The 15,830-nt window shown below is 73.1% G+C and carries 14 protein-coding genes; 11 read left to right on the plus strand and 3 right to left on the minus strand.

Going from position 1 to position 15,830, the window contains the following annotated elements; all coding sequences use genetic code 11:
* Positions 1 to 129 precede the first annotated feature (129 nt).
* The 3 genes from IF651_RS00010 to IF651_RS00020 are packed head-to-tail and all read left to right on the plus strand — an operon-like array spanning position 130 to position 3,559.
* Positions 130 to 1,782: a circularly permuted type 2 ATP-grasp protein gene (locus IF651_RS00010; RefSeq protein ID WP_191827049.1), complete on the plus strand. Its 1,653-nt coding sequence runs from the start codon at positions 130 to 132 to the stop codon at positions 1,780 to 1,782.
* The gene (locus IF651_RS00015) at positions 1,776 to 2,708 is read left to right on the plus strand and encodes an alpha-E domain-containing protein (RefSeq protein ID WP_191827050.1); all 933 of its coding nucleotides are present in this window, start codon (positions 1,776 to 1,778) and stop codon (positions 2,706 to 2,708) included. The genes IF651_RS00010 and IF651_RS00015 overlap by 7 nt, the downstream gene beginning before the upstream one ends.
* A 29-nt stretch (positions 2,709 to 2,737) precedes the next feature.
* Positions 2,738 to 3,559 carry a transglutaminase family protein gene (locus IF651_RS00020; RefSeq protein WP_338403672.1) on the plus strand — a complete coding sequence of 274 codons (822 nt, stop codon included), beginning with the start codon at positions 2,738 to 2,740 and terminating at the stop codon, positions 3,557 to 3,559.
* Positions 3,560 to 3,614: 55 nt separating this feature from the next.
* On the opposite strand, the gene IF651_RS00025 is transcribed toward IF651_RS00020, so the two are convergent.
* Together IF651_RS00025 and IF651_RS00030 are read right to left on the minus strand one after the other, a co-directional pair.
* The gene (locus tag IF651_RS00025) at positions 3,615 to 4,352 is read right to left on the minus strand and encodes a maleylpyruvate isomerase family mycothiol-dependent enzyme (protein ID WP_191827051.1); all 738 of its coding nucleotides are present in this window, start codon (positions 4,350 to 4,352) and stop codon (positions 3,615 to 3,617) included.
* A gap of 51 nt (positions 4,353 to 4,403) precedes the next feature.
* Positions 4,404 to 4,964, minus strand: coding sequence for a DJ-1/PfpI/YhbO family deglycase/protease (locus IF651_RS00030; RefSeq protein WP_191827052.1), 561 nt, complete (start codon positions 4,962 to 4,964; stop codon positions 4,404 to 4,406).
* Positions 4,965 to 5,236: 272 nt separating this feature from the next.
* On the opposite strand from IF651_RS00030, the gene lepA reads away from it, so the two are divergent.
* From lepA to IF651_RS00045, 3 genes are all read left to right on the plus strand, one after another.
* On the plus strand, positions 5,237 to 7,132 hold the full coding sequence (gene lepA, locus IF651_RS00035) for a translation elongation factor 4 (protein WP_277818417.1): 1,896 nt from the start codon (positions 5,237 to 5,239) through the stop codon (positions 7,130 to 7,132).
* Entirely contained in the window at positions 7,133 to 8,416 is a 1,284-nt protein-coding gene (hemW, locus tag IF651_RS00040) for a radical SAM family heme chaperone HemW (protein ID WP_191827053.1), read from the plus strand.
* Between the two features lie 196 nt (positions 8,417 to 8,612).
* On the plus strand, positions 8,613 to 9,686 hold the full coding sequence (locus tag IF651_RS00045) for a DUF2189 domain-containing protein (RefSeq protein ID WP_191827054.1): 1,074 nt from the start codon (positions 8,613 to 8,615) through the stop codon (positions 9,684 to 9,686).
* A 72-nt stretch (positions 9,687 to 9,758) separates the two neighbouring features.
* On the opposite strand, the gene IF651_RS00050 is transcribed toward IF651_RS00045, so the two are convergent.
* A complete protein-coding gene (locus tag IF651_RS00050; RefSeq protein WP_191827055.1) occupies positions 9,759 to 10,628 on the minus strand; it encodes a DUF3097 family protein in 870 nt (289 codons plus the stop codon).
* Between the two features lie 73 nt (positions 10,629 to 10,701).
* Here IF651_RS00050 and IF651_RS00055 point away from each other — a divergent pair, with 73 nt between their 5' ends.
* From IF651_RS00055 to IF651_RS00075, 5 genes are all read left to right on the plus strand, one after another.
* Entirely contained in the window at positions 10,702 to 12,150 is a 1,449-nt protein-coding gene (locus tag IF651_RS00055; protein ID WP_191827056.1) for an MFS transporter, read from the plus strand.
* A 96-nt stretch (positions 12,151 to 12,246) separates the two neighbouring features.
* Positions 12,247 to 13,263: a heat-inducible transcriptional repressor HrcA gene (hrcA, locus tag IF651_RS00060; protein ID WP_191827057.1), complete on the plus strand. Its 1,017-nt coding sequence runs from the start codon at positions 12,247 to 12,249 to the stop codon at positions 13,261 to 13,263.
* A gap of 108 nt (positions 13,264 to 13,371) precedes the next feature.
* Complete coding sequence (gene dnaJ / locus IF651_RS00065) at positions 13,372 to 14,496, plus strand: molecular chaperone DnaJ (protein WP_191827058.1); 1,125 nt, start codon at positions 13,372 to 13,374, stop codon at positions 14,494 to 14,496.
* A gap of 10 nt (positions 14,497 to 14,506) precedes the next feature.
* Positions 14,507 to 15,343 carry a 16S rRNA (uracil(1498)-N(3))-methyltransferase gene (locus IF651_RS00070; RefSeq protein ID WP_191827059.1) on the plus strand — a complete coding sequence of 279 codons (837 nt, stop codon included), beginning with the start codon at positions 14,507 to 14,509 and terminating at the stop codon, positions 15,341 to 15,343.
* The gene (locus IF651_RS00075; protein ID WP_191827060.1) at positions 15,340 to 15,696 is read left to right on the plus strand and encodes an HIT domain-containing protein; all 357 of its coding nucleotides are present in this window, start codon (positions 15,340 to 15,342) and stop codon (positions 15,694 to 15,696) included. Before IF651_RS00070 ends, IF651_RS00075 begins: the two co-directional genes overlap by 4 nt.
* Positions 15,697 to 15,830 lie beyond the last annotated feature (134 nt).

A 15,830-nucleotide genomic window follows, 5' to 3' on the forward strand; every position in this document is an offset into this window, starting at 1 on the left:
GACGTCCACCGAGACCTACCGCTGTCTACGACGCCAGCTCGCCCGCACCGTCTACAACACCCTCAACCACGGCATGGCAGCGGCACCCGACGCAGCCATGCCCGCCGCCGCTTGACATAGGAGATTCACATGGCGGACCTGTTCGACGACTACCCGGTGTCGCGGGCCTGGGACGAGATGCTCGACCGCGACGGTGAGCTGCGGCCGCCGTACGAGCGGGTGCACGCGACGATGACCCGGCTGACCGCCGACGAGGTCTCGGCCCGCGCCGACTCGCTCGCCCACGCCTATCTCGCGCAGGGCGTCACGTTCGACTTCGCGGGTGAGGAACGGCCGTTCCCGCTCGACGTCGTGCCGCGCGTCGTCCTGCCGGACGAGTGGGACGTCGTGACCCGCGGCGTCGGGCAGCGCGTGCGGGCCCTCGAGGCGTTCCTCGCGGACGTCTACGGGCCGCAGCGTGCCGTCGCCGACGGGGTGGTACCCCAGCGGCTGATCCTGTCGTCCTCGGAGTTCCACCGGCAGGCGTGGGGCATCGAGCCGCCCAACGGCGTGCGGGTGCACGTCGCGGGCGTGGACCTGATCCGCGACGAGGCGGGCGGCTTCCGCGTGCTCGAGGACAACGTGCGGGTCCCGAGCGGTGTCAGCTACGTCATCTCGAACCGTCGCGCCATGGCCCGGACGTTCCCCGAGCTCTTCTCGAGCCTGCGCGTGCGACCGGTGGTCGACTACCCGCGCCGGCTCCTGACCGCGCTGCTCGCCGCCGCGCCCGACGGCGTCCCGGACCCGACCGTCGTCGTGCTCACCCCCGGCGTGTACAACTCCGCGTACTTCGAGCACTCGTTGCTCGCGCGGCTCATGGGTGTCGAGCTCGTCGAGGGTCGTGACCTGTTCAGCTCCGGCGGGCGGGTGTACATGCGCACGACCGAGGGCCGGCGACGTGTCGACGTGATCTACCGGCGCGTGGACGACGAGTTCCTCGACCCGGTCCAGTTCCGCGCGGACTCGGCGCTCGGCGTGCCAGGCCTGCTCACGTGCGCGCGCCTGGGCAACGTCACGATCGCCAACGCGGTCGGCAACGGGGTCGCCGACGACAAGCTCGTCTACACCTACGTGCCGGACCTGATCCGGTACTACCTCGGCGAGGAGCCGGTGCTGGGGAACGTGGACACCTGGCGGCTGGAGGATCCGGAGGCGCTCGCGGAGGTGCTCGAACGCCTCGACGAGCTCGTGGTCAAGCCGGTCGACGGCTCGGGGGGCAAGGGCATCGTCGTCGGACCGCAGGCGTCACGGGCCGAGCTGGACGCCCTGCGCTCGCGGCTGCAGCGGGACCCGCGCGGGTGGATCGCGCAGCCGGTGGTCCAGCTCTCGACGACACCGACGTTCGTGGACGGCGCGTTCCGGCCGCGGCACGTCGACCTGCGGCCCTTCGCCGTGCACGACGGGGACGACGTCTGGGTGCTCCCGGGTGGTCTGACGCGGGTCGCGCTGCCCGAGGGGCAGCTCGTCGTGAACAGCTCGCAGGGCGGGGGGTCGAAGGACACCTGGGTGCTGGCACGGGACGAGCGACGGCCCGGGTCCGTCCGGGACGCGGGCGGGGTGCCGGGGGCGGGGGCGACGCCGGGCGTACCGGACCGCACCGCCGCACCCGGCGTGCCGATCTCGACGAACCCGGCCGACGACCCCGTCGGGTCCGCGTCACGCATCGTCCAGCAGCAGCAGCAGCAACAACAGCAGCAGCACCAGGAACAGGCCCGCGCGGTCGAGGAGGCACCACGATGCTGAGCCGGATCGCCGAGTCGTTGTTCTGGATAGGCCGGTACGTCGAGCGCGCGGACGACACCGCGCGCATCCTGGACGTGCACGTCCAGCTGCTGTCCGAGGACCCGTGGGCCGAGGAGGACCTCGCCTGCCGGTCCCTGCTCGCGGTGATGGACCACCCCGCCCCGGCCGACGGGACCCTCGTCGACCGTGGGCACGTGCTGCGCCTGCTCGCGCACGACCAGCTCAACCCGTCGTCGATCGCGGGCTCGCTGGTCGCGGCCCGGGAGAACGCGCGGCGTGCGCGCGAGATCGTCTCGACCGAGCTGTGGGAGTGCCTCAACACGACGCGCAACCAGGCGTTCGGAGTCATCCGGACCGCGCCGTCGCACGAGTACTTCTCCTGGGTCCGCGAGCGAGCCGCGATCGTCGCGGGCCTGATGGACTCCGCGACGAGCAGGGACGAGACGTGGCACTTCATGATCCTCGGCCGCTCCATCGAGCGCGCGGACATGACGGCTCGCCTCGTCACGACCCAGGCGCGGCTCGGCCCCGCCGGGCCGGGCTGGACGACGCTCCTGCGCTCGTGCGGCGCGCACGAGTCGTACCTGCGCGCCCACCGCGGGCTCGCGTCGGACGAACGCGCTGCGGGCTTCCTCCTGCTCGACCGGCTGTTCCCCCGCTCGATCGCGCACGCGCTCGACGTCGCGGAGCAGTGCCTGCGCGACCTCGGCCCGCTCGAGGGCCGTCACGGCGTCGCCGACGAGGCGCGCCGCGAGCTGGGCATGGTCCGCACGCGCCTCGAGTACGCGCGACTGGCGGACCTCCTGTCGTCGCTGCCGGACACGATGGAGCAGGTGCAGCTGGCGTGCTCGAGGGCCTCCGACGCCGTGCGAGCGCGCTACTTCCCGACCGGGGCCGTCACGACCTGGGTGGGGGAGGCGCTGTGAACGGGGCCGGGGACGGAATCCTGGAGGTCGTGCACACGACGACGTTCGCCTACTCCGAACCCGTCACCGCGTCGTACAACGAGGCCCGGATGACGCCGGTCTCCGACGCCGGGCAGCAGGTGCAGAGCGTGCAGGTGCAGGTCCAGCCCACGACGTGGGCGCACGACTACGGCGACTACTGGGGCACGACCGTGACAGCGTTCGAGGTGCTCGAGCCCCACTCGCGCCTGGTCCTGCGGGCGCGGTGCACGGTCGAGGTGGGGGACCAGCCGGTGCCGGACGCCATGGTCGGCTGGACCGTGCTCGGCGGGGACGAGGTGCTGGACACGTTCGCGGCGTTCCTCGCGGACACCGAGACCACGCAGGTGCCCGACGACGTCGCGGCCCTCGCCCTCGACGCGGCGGGCGGGCTCGACCCGCGCGACGCGGCGGAGGCGATCTGTCTCGCCGTCCGCGACCGCCTCGACTACGTGCCCGGGGTCACGACCGCGCACACCCCCGCCGGGGTGGCGTGGGAGGCGCGCCAGGGCGTCTGCCAGGACATGGCGCACCTGTGCGCGGGTGCGCTGCGCAGCGTGGGGATCCCCGCCCGCTACGTCTCCGGCTACGTCCACCCGAGACCTGACGCGCCCGTCGGTGCGACCGTCGAGGGGGAGTCGCACGCGTGGGTCGAGTGGTGGGTGGGTGGCTGGTACGGGTACGACCCCACCAACCGTCGACCTGCCGGCCGCGACCACATCGTGCTGGGGCGGGGGCGCGAGTACCGCGACGTCGCCCCGCTCGTCGGGGTCTACGCGGGTGCGGCGGGCAGCGTGCTGGACGTGACGGTCGAGATCACGCGACTGCGCTGACGGCCCGGCCGTCGTCCGGCCGAGCACGCCGACGGCGCCTCAGGCCGACGGCGCCTCAGGGGGTGGGTCGGCCCGCGAGCGCGGCCACGAGCGCGTCACCGTCGCCGTCGACGTCGAGACCCGGCACGACCTCCGGGTCCGGCGGCAACCGTCGCCACAGGACGAGGGCGAGGCCGCGCGCCGGTCCGCTGAGCCGGACTGCCGGCGCGCCGCTCCCGAGCGACCACGTGCGGCCCGCGTCGGTCGCCTCGAGCGCGACCGCCCGGTCGGTCGGAGCCGTCCGACCGAGCCGGACCTGCCGCGGCAGGAGCAGGGTGACGACCTCGTCGACGGTGTCGGCCCACACGGCCGGGGGCACGTCCTCGACCGTGCCTCCCGCGGCGGCGCGCAGGTCGTGCAGGTGGACGAGCGTCTCGTGGACCTGGCGGCGGTGCCAGAACCGCACCGTCGACGCCGGGTCGTCGTTCTCGAGTAACGTCCAGGCCCGCGCGTCGGCGTCGAGCACGGCAAGCGCCTCGCGCAGCTCGGCGGCATGCTCGGCGTAGAACGGCGCGAGGTCGAACGGGCCGCGGCCCAACGGCGTCTCCTGGCGGCGCGCGGCCTGGGCCGCTGCCCAGTGGTGGATCCGTCCGAGGTGCTCGACGAGGTTTCGCACGCGCCAGCGCCCGCACGCGGGCACCCGCGCGGTGGGATCGGCGACGCGCACGTCGGCGAGGAACGCCACCTGGAGCCGGGCCAGGAGGTCGAGGAGATCGAGATGATCGGGGCCGGAGGTCCCGGGCGTCACGTCCATGGGCGGAGCCTGCCCGACCCGGTCACCCGGCGGAAGGAGGAGGCGCCGCCGTCACGCGGCGAGCACGGCGTCGACCTCGCGCAGGAACGCGTCGAGGTCGGCCGGGGTGCGGGACGTGACGAGGGTGTACCCGCCGGCGTCGTCACGCACGACCGGCCGGTCCACCCAGGCACCGCCGGCGTTGAGCACGTCGGTCTCGAGAGAGGCGTAGCTGGTCAGCGTCTTGCCCTCCACGGCGGCGGTCTCGACGAGCGCCCAGGGCCCGTGACAGATCGCGGCGACGGGCTTGCCGGCAGTGGTGAACGACCGCACGATCCCCATCGCGTCGTCCTCGAGGCGCAGCGCGTCGGCGTTGAGCGTGCCTCCGGGGACCAGCAGGAGGTCGTAGGAGGCCGCGTCGGCGTCGGCGTACGTGAGCGTCGGCGTCACCGAGCGCCCCGGGTCCTTGTCACCCACGAGGGTCTGCACGTCGTCGGCGGAGAGCGCGGCGACGTCCACGGACACACCCGCACCGCGCAGGTGCTCGAGCGGTACGACGAGCTCGTCCTGCTCGACGCCGTAGTTGGTCACGATCGCCAGCACGCGGCGACCGGTCAGGTCCGTTCCGGGCACGGTGGTCTCCTTCGGTCGGGTGGCCGGGGCCGGGCGGTGGTCCGGTCCGGGCACTCCACGCTAGGTCGGGCGGCCTCGGCTCGCAGGGCGGAGCGGTCGCGGCGAGGGCGAATGCTCGTACGGTGCGGGCTCCGTGGGACACTGGGGACCCGTGTCCGGCACCAGGCGCGACGACCGATCGGTCCGCCGTCGTCCGTCCGCCGCCCCCCGCAGCCGTGACCGATCGACGTGACCGACGAACGACCGCCGAACCGACCAGGAGCGCACCCGCGTTGTCCCCGATCCCCAGCGCCGATCTCAGCACCCGTATCCAGCCGGCGGCCACGCCGCCGGAGCTGATCCGCAACTTCTGCATCATCGCGCACATCGACCACGGCAAGTCGACGCTCGCCGACCGCATGCTCCAGCTCACCGGCGTCGTCGAGCCGCGGGCCATGCGCGCGCAGTACCTCGACCGCATGGACATCGAGCGCGAGCGCGGCATCACCATCAAGTCGCAGGCCGTGCGGATGCCGTGGGGGACGCACGAGGTCGAGGGCGGCCCGGTGGTCCCGCACGCGCTCAACATGATCGACACCCCGGGCCACGTCGACTTCACGTACGAGGTCTCGCGCTCGCTCGCAGCCTGCGAGGGCGCGGTGCTGCTCGTCGACGCTGCCCAGGGCATCGAGGCGCAGACCCTCGCGAACCTGTACCTCGCGATGGAGAACGAGCTCGAGATCATCCCGGTCCTGAACAAGATCGACCTCCCCGCAGCACAGCCGGAGAAGTACGCGGAGGAGATCGCGAAGCTCGTCGGGGGCGACCCCGAGGACGTCCTGCGGGTCTCCGGCAAGACCGGCGAGGGCGTCGAGGTGCTGCTCGACCGGATCGTGGAGCGCGTGCCCGCACCCACGGGCGACGCCGACGCGCCGGCGCGGGCCATGATCTTCGACTCGGTCTACGACACCTACCGCGGCGTCGTGACCTACGTGCGCGTCATCGACGGCAGCCTCAACCCGCGCGAGCGCATCGTCATGATGTCGACGCGCGCGACGCACGAGCTCCTGGAGATCGGCGTCATCTCGCCCGAGCCCATCGTCACCAAGGGGCTCGGCGTCGGTGAGGTGGGCTACCTCATCACCGGCGTGAAGGACGTGCGCCAGTCGAAGGTCGGCGACACCGTCACGAACATGGCCAAGCCGGCGTCCGAGGCACTCAGCGGGTACTCCGACCCCAAGCCGATGGTGTTCTCGGGGCTCTATCCCGTGGACGGCTCCGACTACCCGACGCTGCGCGACGCGCTCGACAAGCTCAAGCTCAACGACGCCGCGCTCAACTACGAGCCGGAGACGTCGGTCGCGCTGGGGTTCGGGTTCCGCGTGGGGTTCCTGGGCCTGCTCCACCTGGAGATCGTGCGCGAGCGCCTCGAGCGCGAGTTCGACCTCGACCTCATCTCGACGGCGCCGAACGTCGTCTACGACGTCACGCTCGAGGACGGCACCCCCGTCAAGGTGACCAACCCCTCGGAGTTCCCGGGCGGCAAGATCAAGACCGTCAGCGAGCCGATCGTGCGCGCGACCATCCTCGCGCCGAGCGAGTTCGTCGGCACGGTCATGAGTCTGTGCAACGATCGGCGCGGCCAGATGAACGGCATGGACTACCTGTCGGAGGACCGCGTCGAGCTGCGCTTCACGCTCCCGCTCGCCGAGATCGTCTTCGACTTCTTCGACCAGCTCAAGTCCCGCACGCGCGGCTACGCCTCGCTCGACTACGAGCCCTCGGGCGACCAGGTGGCCGAGCTCGTCAAGGTCGACATCCTGCTCCAGGGCGACCAGGTGGACGCGTTCAGCGCGATCGTGCACAAGGACAAGGCGTACGACTACGGCGTGATGATGACCGCGAAGCTCAAGGAGATCATCCCCCGCCAGCAGTTCGAGGTGCCGATCCAGGCCGCCGTCGGCGCGCGGGTCATCGCGCGCGAGACCGTGCGGGCCATGCGCAAGGACGTGCTCGCCAAGTGCTACGGCGGCGACATCAGCCGCAAGCGCAAGCTGCTCGAGAAGCAGAAGGAGGGCAAGAAGCGCATGAAGAACATCGGGTCCGTCGAGGTTCCCAAGGACGCCTTCATCGCCGCGCTCTCCTCCGACGGCGTGGGTGGCAAGGAGACCAAGGACAAGAAGAAGTAGGTGCCCGCACTCCCGGACGGCGAACGCGTGCCCGACGACGGCGCCCTGCCCGCGTGGGTCGGCCACCCCGGCGGCGGCGTGCCCGTCGCGGGGAGGTCCAGCGCGTTCGGCGTGTACCTGCACGTCCCGTTCTGCTCGGTGCGCTGCGGGTACTGCGACTTCAACACGTACACGGCCTCGGAGCTCGGGGGCGGGGCGAGCCAGGCGTCGTACGCGACGACGGCGCTGCGCGAGATCGACCTGGCCGCCGGGGTCCTGCGCGACGCGCACCTGCCCGAGCGCGAGGTCACGACGGTCTTCGTCGGGGGCGGCACCCCGACGATGCTCCCGGCCGGCGACCTCGCCCGGATGCTCGACGGCGTCCGCGGCGCCTGGGGTCTCGCGTCCGGTGCCGAGGTGACCACGGAGGCGAATCCCGACTCGGTGTCGCCGGAGTCGCTCGCCGAGCTCGCCGCCGCAGGGTTCACGCGGGTCTCCTTCGGCATGCAGTCCGCCGTGCCGCACGTGCTCGCGACCCTCGAGCGCACGCACGAGCCGGAGCGGATCCCCGACGTCGTGCGCTGGGCGCGCGACGCCGGTCTGAAGGTCTCGCTCGACCTCATCTACGGGACGCCGGGGGAGAGCCTCGACGACTGGCGCACGAGCCTCGAGACGGCGCTCGCGACCGGCGTCGACCACGTGTCCGCCTACGCGCTCGTCGTCGAGCAGGGCACCAAGATGGCGGCGCAGGTACGACGCGGCCAGATCGCGCTCCCGAGCGACGACGACCAGGCGACCAAGTACGAGCTCGCGGACGAGCTGCTCACGGCGGCGGGACTCACCTGGTACGAGGTGAGCAACTGGGCGCGCACCGACGACGACCGGTGCCGGCACAACCTCGCCTACTGGCGCGGTGACGACTGGTGGGGCGTCGGACCGGGCGCGCACTCCTACGTCGCCGCCACCGCGGAGCAGGACGGTCCGGTCGAGCACGCCGGCGTGCGCTGGTGGAACGTCAAGCACCCGCGTCGCTACGCCGCGCTGCTCGAGGACGGCAGGTCCCCCGGAGCGGGTCGCGAGCTGCTGACTCCCGACGAGGCGCACCTCGAGCGCGTGATGCTCGGCGTGCGGCTGCGGGAGGGGCTCGACCTCGCCCTGCTGTCCGCGGGGGGCCGACACGCGGTCGCGGGTCTCGTCGCCTCGGGCCTGCTCGACGGCCGTGCGGCGGTCACCGGCCGCGCACTCCTCACGCTGCGCGGACGGCTGCTCGCGGACACGGTCGTGCGTGCTCTCACGCAGGGCTGAGGTCCGCCCGGTGTCCGTCGGGAGTCCAGGGGTTGGGACGACCCGGTCGGACGGGTGAGTTTCGGCGTCGATCCGGCGTTTCCTCTGGCGCTCCGGGCCGTTTCCCGACAGGGTGGGCGACGGGTCGCGAATGTACCGATGGCACAGGTCGTTCACACGCGCGATCCCCGCAGTCGACCGCGAACGAGGAGACCCGATGAGCGACAACCCGACGGGCGGACCGCCGCGCGACGAGAACGACCCGGAGCAGACCGGCCCCGCCGATCCCTCCGGTCCTGCGACGCCTCGCCCCTCCACCGACCCCGCCGGGCCCGGCCCAGAGCCGGGAGCCGGGGTCCCGCCCGCACCGGGACCGGCGGGCGCCGGACCGGCCATGCCGCCGCCGGGCGCGGAGCCGCCGCACGGCGCGCCGGGCGGGTACCCGCCACCCGGACCTGCCGGGCCGCCGCCCCAGCAGCCGCCCGCCGGAGCGTCGTACCAGCAGCCGGGCGGCGCCCCGCAGCCGCCGCCCTACGGTGGCCCGCCACCTGGTGGACCGCAGCAGCCGCCGTACGGTCCGGGGGGCGCGTACCCGCCGCCGGGATCCCCGTACGGTCAGCCCGGGGGGCCCGGGCAGCCGGTCCAGATCGGTGACGCGTTCAACTACGGGTGGACCAAGTTCACGCAGAACGTCGGCCCCCTCCTCGCCGGGCTCGCCGTCTACCTCGTCGCCACCTTCGTCCTCGTCGGCATCTTCTACGCGCTCCTCGTGGGTGGTGCGATGGCCGCGGACGACAACGGCGGGATCGGCGTCGTCTTCGGCATCGGCGGTCTGGTCCTCATCGGCATCGCCATGCTGCTCAGCGTGTTCATCCAGGCGGCCGTCATCAGGGTGTCGCTGCAGATCTCTCGTGGCGAGCAGGTGGCGTTCGCGTCGTTCTTCCAGTTCCAGGACTTCGGCAAGGTCGTCGTCGCAGCGCTGCTCGTCGGCGTGCTGACGGGCGTCGGGTACGCGCTGTGCTACCTGCCGGGCATCGTGTTCGCGTTCTTCGCGATGTTCACGCTCTTCTTCGTCATCGACAAGGGCCAGGACGCCGTCGAGGCGCTCAGGTCGAGCTTCTCGCTCGTCAACAAGAACCTGGGCACCGTCGTCATCCTGTACATCGCGGTGCTCGTCGCGAACGCGATCGGCAGCGCGCTGTGCGGGATCGGCCTGCTGGTGTCGATCCCGGTCTGCATCCTCGCGACGACGTTCGTCTACCGCCGGCTGAACAACGAGCAGCCCGTGTAGCACCGACGAGTCGTCAGCTGGTGCCGCGACCGCCTCGGGGGCTTCCCGGGGCGGTCGCGGTGCGTCCGGCGCTCACGGTGCGTCGGGCGCCGTGACGAAGTCGATGAGCTCTTCGACCCGGCCGAGGAGCGACGGCTCGAGGTCGGCGTAGGAGCGGACCGTGCCGAGGATGCGTTGCCACGCGCGTGCGACGTCTGCCTGTGTCGCCGCCGGCCAGCCGAGCTCGCGCAGGATCCCGCGCTTCCACTCGGTACCGCGCTCGATGGTCGGCCAGCGCCCGAGCCCGACGCGCTCGGGCCGGACCCCCTGCCAGACGTCCACGTACGGGTGCCCGAGCACGAGCACCGTCCCCCGCGGTACGCCCCGCAGGACGTCGTCGGTGATGCGCTGCTCCTTGCTGCCCGCCACGAGGTGGTCGACCAGGACCCCGACGCGACGATCCGGCGTCGGGGCGAAGTCGGCGAGGGCGTCGGCCAGGTTGTCGACGCCGTCCAGGAGCTCGACCACCACGCCCTCGACGCGCAGGTCGTCGCCCCACACCTTCTCCACGAGCTCCGCGTCGTGCTTGCCCTCGACCCAGATGCGGCTGCCCCGCGCCACGCGGGCACGCTGCCCGACGACGGCCCGCGACCCCGATGCCGTCCGCGCGGGAGCGGCCGGGGCCGGGGAGGTGACGGGTGCCGTGAGCTCGACGGGCGCGCCGTCGACCCAGAAACCGGGTCCGAGCGGGAAGGAGCGGGTGCGACCGCGACGGTCCTCGAGCACCACGAGCCGCATGCCACCGGACTTCTCGACCCGGACGACGGCACCGACCCATCCGGTCTGCACCTCCTCCACGACGAGGCCGCGGTCGGCCTGCTGGGGCCGCGAGACGGGCCGCGAGCGGTGGTGGGTGGGTGGCGGCGACCCGAGCACGTCGGAGCCGTAGCGGTCGATCGGCACGCCCACACCTTAGGGGTGGGCCCGGCTGGTTCCCGGGGTGCGACACGCGGGCCGGTGGTGGTACGAACGACCCGTGAGCACAGCCCGCGACGCACCCGCCGACGCCGATCCGCGGCGCTGGCACGTCCTGGCGGTGTGCCTCGCGGCGGGGTTCATCACGACGCTCGACGTGTCGATCGTCAACGTGGCCCTGCCGCCCATCGAGGACTCCCTCGACGCGTCGCCCACCCAGCTCCAGCTCGTGGTCGCGGGCTACACGCTCGCGTTCGGGCTCGCCCTGGTCCCGGCGGGCCGGTTGGGCGACGCGGGCGCCCGCCGTCGCCTGTTCATCATCGGCCTCGTCGGTTTCGCGCTGATGAGCCTTGCCTCCGGCCTGGCGCCGACCGGGACGCTGCTCGGCGTCGCGAGGCTCCTGCAGGGTGTCAGCGCGGGGCTGCTCAACCCGCAGGTCGTGGGCCTGATCCAGCAGCAGTTCTCCGGCTTCGACCGCGGCCGGGCGTTCGGCATGTTCGGCGCGACGATCGGCGTCTCGACCGCGCTCGGACCGGTGCTCGGCGGGCTGCTGATCGCCGCGGCGGGCTCGGCGGAGGGGTGGCGCTGGGTGTTCCTCGTGAACATCCCCGTGATCGCCGTCATGCTGCCCTTCGCGTGGCGCCTCGTGCCACCGCCGGACCGGGCGCGGGGGACGGTCCCGCGGCACCTGGACCCGGTCGGTCTCGTCCTGCTCGCGCTCGTGACCGTCGCCGTCATGCTGCCGTTCGTCACCACGACGGGGGTCGACGACGACCCCGCCCGCTGGTGGTCGCTCGCCGTCGCCGCCGTGCTCGGCGTCGTCGCCGCGTCCTGGGAGCGCGGCTATCAGCGCCGTACCGGTGCGGCGGTCCTCGACCCGGGCGTGATCGGGAGGCGCTCGTTCCGCAACGGCGCGCTGCTGGGGATGGTCTACTTCGCCGGGTTCACCGGCGTGTTCCTGGTGGTCACGCTCTACCTCCAGGACGAGCTCGGCTACACGCCGCTGCAGGCCGGGCTGGTCAGCACCCCGTTCGCCGCGGCGTCCGGCGTCTCAGCCTGGTTCTCGGGGCGCGCCGTCGCGCGCTGGGGTCGCCGGATCGTGGTGGCCGGCCTCGTGCTCGTGCTCGTCGGTGTGCTCGCGAGCGACCTGGTCGTGCGGACGCTGGGGGGCGAGCCCGGCGTCGTCGGGCCGGTTCTGGCGGTGACCCTGCTCGTGGCGGGTGCCGGCAGCGGGTTCGTCATCGCGCCCAACCAGACCCTCACGCTGTCCGAGGTGCCGGTCGCGAGCGCGGGTGTCGCGGGCAGCATGCTGCAGGTGGGTCAGCGGGTCGGGTCCGCCGTCGGGATCTCCGTCATCGTCTCCGTGTACTACGGGGGGATCGCGGGTGGGGACGCCGCCGCGCTCGCGACGGGCCGAGCGCTGCTCGTGACCGCCGGCCTGGTCGTGGCCGCCCTCGTCGTCGGACTCGTGGACCTGCGTTCACGCGGAGCGAAGGCTTCCTCCCCGTAGTCCTCGGGCGCGTACGATTGGCACTCGACGGTCGAGAGTGCCGAGCCTCCACCCGTGGACGCACCTCGGGTGCGGAGGCGACGCGGAGAGGTGGACGTGAGCGAGGAACGCCGGCTCGAGGTGCTGCGCGCGATCGTCGAGGACTACGTCCTGACGCGCGAGCCCGTGGGATCGCGCGTGCTCACGGAGCGCCACGGCCTGGGTGTGTCGCCCGCGACCATCCGCAACGACATGGCCGCGCTCGAGGACGCGGGATACATCGCGCAGCCGCACACCTCGGCCGGTCGGGTCCCCACCGACAAGGGGTACCGGATGTTCGTCGACCGGCTCTCGGGCGTCAAGCCCCTGTCCGCCCCGGAGCGTCGCGCGATCGAGACGTTCCTCTCCGAGGGTGTCGACCTCGACGACGTCATCACCCGCGCGGGACGGCTGCTCGCCCAGCTCACCGGCCAGGTCGCGGTCGTGCAGTACCCCTCGCTGCGGCGGTCGGGCCTGCGCCACCTCGAGCTCGTGCCCGTGGGGGAGTCACGCCTGCTCGTCGTGATCATCACCGACACGGGTCGCGTCGAGCAGCGCACGCTCGAGGTGGCCGTCGTCCCGGACGAGGCGACGCTCACCGAGGTGCGCACGCGGCTGAACGCCGCGGCGGCCGGGAAGCGGCTCGCCGAGCTCTCGACCGGCCTCACGGACGTCGCGCACGGCTTCGGTGCGGACGACGCGCCGATCGTCACGGCCGTCGCGCACCTCGTCGCGCAGACGCTCGCCGAGGAGAGCGAGGAGCGCATCGTCCTCGCGGGCACGGCGAACCTCGCGCGCGTCGGGATGCGGTTCGAGCACGCGTTGCGTCCCGTCCTCGAGGCGCTGGAGGAGCAGGTCGTCCTCCTGGGCCTGCTCACGGAGATGGCTGCCGACTCCGGCGTGAGCGTACGGATCGGCCGCGAGACCCGGCTCGAGGGGCTCGCGGAGACCTCGGTCGTGACGACGGGTTACGGTAGCGACGGGGACACCGTCGCGCTGCTGGGCTCGATCGGCCCGACGCGGATGGACTATCCCGGCACCATCGCGGCCGTGCGCGCCGTCGCCCGCTACCTGTCCCGCGCCCTCGGGACCTGACATCTCGCGGACGCCCCGGCGCCCCGCACCATCACGCCCCGCACCACCAGACATCGGACCCCAGACCCGGACGGCACCGAACCGGCCGGCACCACCAGAGAGTGACGTGTGAGCGACTACTACGAGACCCTCGGCGTGTCCCGCGACGCGACGCAGGACCAGATCAAGAAGGCCTACCGCAAGCTCGCCCGCGAGCTGCACCCCGACGTCGCGGGCGAGACCGCGGGCGACCGGTTCAAGGACGTCTCGCGCGCCTACGAGGTGCTCTCCAACCCCGAGAAGCGCCAGCAGTACGACCTGGGCGTGGACCCGAGCGCCCCGGGCGGCGGCGCCGGCGGGCCGATGGGTGGCGGGTTCGGGTTCCAGGACATCTTCGAGACCTTCTTCGGCGGCGGCCAGGCCCAGTCCGGCCCCGTCCCGCGGGCCCGCCGCGGGCAGGACGCGTTGATCCGCCTCGACATCGAGCTCGCGGAGGCGACCTTCGGCGGCTCGCGCGAGCTGCAGGTGGACACCGCCGTCGTGTGCGGGACCTGCGGAGGCTCCTGCTGCCGACCCGGCACCACTCCGCGCACGTGCGAGGTCTGCCACGGTCGCGGCACGGTGCAGCGGGTCGCGCGCTCCTTCCTCGGTCAGGTCATGACGAGCTCGCCGTGCGCGGCCTGCCAGGGGTTCGGCACGGTCATCCCCGAGCCGTGCGCCGAGTGCTCCGGCGAGGGTCGGGTCCGTAGCCGCCGCTCCGTCACGGTGACGGTGCCCGCCGGCGTCGACACCGGGACCCGGATCAAGCTGACCTCGCAGGGCGAGGTAGGCCCGGGCGGCGGACCTGCCGGTGACCTGTACGTCGAGATCCGCGAGCGCAACCACGACACGTTCGTCCGTCGCGGTGACGACCTGCACTGCACGCTGGAGGTGCCGATGACCGCGGCAGCGCTCGGCACGGTGCTCGAGCTCGACACCCTCGACGGCGCGCAGGAGATCGACCTGCGCCCCGGCACGCAGCCCGGCCAGATCGTCACGCTCAAGAACCTCGGCGTCGGCCACCTGCACGCCGGCGGGCGCGGCGACCTGAACGTCCACATCGACGTCCAGGTCCCGACGGGCCTCGACGAGGCGCAGGAGGAGCTGCTGCGCTCGCTCGCGGGCCTGCGCGGCGAGGAACGCCCCGACCCCCGCCTCTCGGCGGCGCACCCGGGTGTGTTCTCGCGCCTGCGCGACAAGTTCGCCGGACGCTGAGGGGCCGCTCGTGAGCGCTCCGGTGTTCCTCGCCGAGACCCGCCTGGACGACCTGGTCCCGGGGGACCGCTACGTGCTCGACGGCGCCGAGGGCCGCCATGCGGGCGTCGTGCAGCGACGTGGGCCGGGCGAACGCGTCGACGTGTCCGACGGCGCCGGGCTGCGCCTGCGGTGCGTCGTCGAGCAGGTGGACACGTCCCGGGTCACGCTGCTGGTCCAGGAGGTCGAGGCCGAGCCCGAGCCGGGCGTCGTCCTCACGCTCGTGCAGGCGCTCGCGAAGGGCGACCGCGACGAGATGGCGATCGAGGCCGCGACCGAGGTCGGTGTCGACGCGATCGTCCCGTGGCAGGCGGAGCGGTCCGTGGTCGTGTGGCGCGGCGAGCGAGCAGCGAGGTCTCGGGCGCGCTGGCTCGCCACGGTGCGCACCGCGAGCAAGCAGGCGCGCCGCGCGCGGCTGCCGCGCACGGACGTGGCCGTCGACTCGAGAGGGCTCGCGGAGCTCGCCGCGCAGGTGGTCGCGGCCGGCGGCTGCGTGATCGTGCTGCACGAGGAGGCGACGACGCCGCTCGCCGACGTGCCGCTCCCCGTCCCCGCCCCGACGGCGCCCGTCGACGAGTCGGGCGGTGCGCCCGCCGTCCTCGTGGTGGTCGGGCCCGAGGGGGGCATCTCCGCCGGCGAGCTCGAGGCGTTCACGTCGGCGGGCGCCGTCGCGGCCCGGCTGGGTCCGCACGTGCTGCGGACCTCCACGGCCGGACCGGTCGCCGTCGCGATCCTCGCGGAGCGGCTCGGGCGATGGGGCGTCGAGCCGGGCGCGGGAACCGAGGGTGCACTACCGTCGGGACCATGACGAGCACGACCGAGTCCACCGACTGCCTGTTCTGCCAGATCGTCGCCGGTGAGGTGCCGGCGGACGTCGTCGCGACCTCCGAGCGCTCGGTGGCCTTCCGGGACATCGACCCCAAGGCCCCGGTGCACGTGCTCGTCGTGCCCCGCGACCACCACGGCGACATCGCCCAGCTCGCGGCGGCGGACCCCGAGCTGCTCAGCGACGTCGTGGCGCTCGCGGACGAGGTCGCGGGCGATCTCGCGGACGGTCAGTTCCGGCTCGTCTTCAACTCCGGGCCGCGTGCCGGGCAGAGCGTGTTCCACGTGCACGGCCACGTGCTCGCCGGAACGTCGCTCGGGTGGACCCCTGCCTGACCGACCTCGCGCCGCACGGCGCGGAGTCTGTGCCGTGCGCGAAAGGGCGTGTGCCCTCGGCGCGACCTCGGTACGATGGGCATGCCTCAGGGCACGGAACCCACGGTCAGATCGAAGGAGCGCAACGGCGCACG

Origin of the sequence: Cellulosimicrobium arenosum, from assembly GCF_014837295.1 — a bacterium.
GTDB classification, from domain to species: Bacteria; Actinomycetota; Actinomycetes; order Actinomycetales; family Cellulomonadaceae; genus Cellulosimicrobium; species Cellulosimicrobium arenosum.